Genomic DNA, 2,448 nt, shown 5'->3' with positions numbered 1-2,448 from the left:
GTTGGCGTCGCGCAGGTCCGCACCGATGAGGTCGGCCAGGCGGAGGTCGGCGCCGGAGAGGTCGGCGGCGACGAGGAGGGCTCCGCGCAGGTTGGCGCCCTGGAGGTCGGCGCCGCGCAGGCGGGCGCCGAAGAGGTCGGCGCCGCGGTGTTCGCGGCGGCGGGGGACGGCGGCGCGGACGAGTTCGCCGGCGCGCAGCAGCAGTTCGGCGACCCGCTGGCGGTGGGCCGCGACGTCGACGGCGAGGATCTCCTCGGGGGTGCCGCCGGCGAGGCGGTCGGTCTCCTCCAGGGCCGCGCGCAGTTCGGCGTGGACGGCGCGGGCGGGTTCGAAGGTGAGCGCCTCGGTGAGGTGGCGGAGCAGTTCGTGGAGCTGCCGCACGATCGGGAAGACGTCGAACATCGGCCGGGCGCTGGCGGGTTCCTCCCGCCAGCTGACCCCGCCGAAGGTGACCTGGGAGACCCGCTGCCCGGCCCCGAAGCAGTCGTAGACGGTGCAGCCCTGGAAGCCGCTGTCCCGCAGCCGGGCGTGGATGCCGCAGCTGAAGTCCTCCTGGAGGTTGCGGCAGGGGGTGCCGGCGGCCTTGTTCACGGCGAAGTCGGCGGTGGCCGCGAAGGGCAGGGCGACGCAGCAGAGCCCGAAGCAGCTGCGGCAGTCGGACTGGAGCGGGGTCGGCGCGGCCGCCGTCCGGTCCTGCGGCGACTCCTGCGGCGACTCGATCTCGCGCACGTTCCGGGGTCCTTCCACCAGCGGGTGTTTCGAGTGCCAAATCCTACTGGGCAGGGCCACCCGAGTGCCGGTAAGGTGCCGATCGACTCTAGGGCCATTACATGCGGGGGTGGGCGCCATGCGGCAGCCGGACATCAGGAAGACGGTCGAGATGTGGATCGGCGGTTGGACCGTCTCCCGGGGCGCCGCCGAGCCGGTGGACCGGCCCTGGGGCTGGACCATCGACGTCGGCGCGCCCGTCGGCGAGGTGGCCCGGCACGTGCTGCCCGAGCCGACCGAGGCCGACGTCCGCAAGCTCGCCGAGACCACCACCGCGCCGACCACCTGGCTGAAGCTGTTCGCCGAGGACGACACCGTGCGCCCCTGGCTCGGCCCGCAGTGGCGGCTGGACAAGCCGGGCTTCCTGATGACCGCCCCGCTCACCCCCGAGCGGCCCGAGCTCCCGGCCGGCTACACCGTGACCACCTGGGAGCGCGGCGGGGTGCTCCGGGCACTGGTCCGCACCGAGGCCGGACACCTGGCCGCCCGTGGCCAGGCGGGCCTGTCCGCGGACGGCCGGGTGGCGGTGCCGGACCAGATCACCACCGCCCCCGAGTTCCGCCGCCGGGGCCTGGGCTCCGTGGTGATGCACACGCTCCGGTCCGCCGCGTACGAGACCGGCGCGCGCACCGGCGTGCTGGTCGGCACCCCGGCGGGCCAGGCGCTCTACGCCACCCTGGGCTGGACCACCCACGCCCCGATGGCGAGCCTGGTCCTGGAGCCCGAGAACCCGGAGGCCTAGCGGTACCTAGCGGTACGGCAGCAGCTCCGGCCGCTTCGCCGGGCGGCCGTCGCCGGAGGAGCGGCCGGTGAGGCGGCGGCCGATCCACGGGCCGAGGTGGGTGCCCAGCCAGCGGGCGTCGGAGCGCAGCCGCTCGGCGCGGCCGCGCGGGGCGGCGGGCGGCAGCGGGGCGCGCCAGTCGAAGGCGGCCGGGCGGCCGAGTGCCTCCAGCACGCCCTCGGCGACCCTGCGGTGCCCCTCGGGCGACAGGTGCAGCCGATCCTCGGCCCAGAGCCGGCGGTCGTCGAAGCAGGGTGCGGAGAAGAGGTCGACGACGGCGAAGCCGTCCTGCTGCCCGAGTTCCTGCACGAAGGCCTTCAACCGCAGGATGGTGGGCAGCAGCCGGGCGCTGCCGGCCAGTCGGCGGGTGGGGTCGGTGCTGGTGAACAGCACCACGGTGGCGCCGGTGGCGGCCAGTTCGGCGGCGCAGCGGCCGAGCAGCCGCTCGACGCGGTCGATGTCGCAGCCGGGGCGCAGCACGTCGTTGAGGCCGCCGGCCAGGGTGACGAGGTCGGCGCCCATGGCGGTGGCGGGGGCGAGCTGTTCGTCGTGGATCTGGCCGATGAGCTTGCCGCGCACGGCGAGGTTGGCGTACCGGAAGCCGTCGGCCGGGGCCTCGGCGGCCAGCGCCGAGGCGACCCGGTCGGCCCAGCCCCGGTAGTGGCCGTCGGGCAGCACGTCGTCGCACATGCCCTCGGTGAAGGAGTCCCCGACGGCGACGTAGCCGGCGTAGCTGCGGTGGGTGGTGGGCACGGACTGCCTCCGCTCTCCTGAGTCGGCTTCGCGGTCCGACGATCGTACGTGTGTGGCCGCGGGCCGATGCGACGGGGGCCCGGCGCTCATTCGGCGTCCACTGTTCGTTTATCGGTCCGCGCCATCCTGGGGGCACGGGGCGGCGG

General features: G+C 75.3%; 3 protein-coding genes. 1 reads left to right on the top strand and 2 read right to left on the bottom strand.

Annotated features, from left to right (window positions below):
* A partial coding sequence (locus J0670_RS35815) for a pentapeptide repeat-containing protein (protein WP_307806848.1) occupies positions 1–720 on the bottom strand: 720 nt, incomplete at its 3' end.
* A 127-nt stretch (positions 721–847) separates the two neighbouring features.
* Here J0670_RS35815 and J0670_RS35810 point away from each other — a divergent pair.
* Positions 848–1,510, top strand: coding sequence for a GNAT family N-acetyltransferase (locus tag J0670_RS35810; RefSeq protein WP_207816801.1), 663 nt, complete (start codon positions 848–850; stop codon positions 1,508–1,510).
* A gap of 6 nt (positions 1,511–1,516) precedes the next feature.
* On the opposite strand, the gene J0670_RS35805 is transcribed toward J0670_RS35810, so the two are convergent.
* The gene (locus J0670_RS35805; RefSeq protein WP_307806847.1) at positions 1,517–2,302 is read right to left on the bottom strand and encodes an SGNH/GDSL hydrolase family protein; all 786 of its coding nucleotides are present in this window, start codon (positions 2,300–2,302) and stop codon (positions 1,517–1,519) included.
* Positions 2,303–2,448: the final 146 nt, after the last annotated feature.

The organism is Streptomyces sp. FH025 (assembly GCF_017427025.1).
Lineage (GTDB): Bacteria > Actinomycetota > Actinomycetes > Streptomycetales > Streptomycetaceae > Kitasatospora.
The sequence above is the reverse complement of the archived record's forward strand: the minus strand, read 5'-3'. Positions and strand labels throughout refer to the sequence as shown.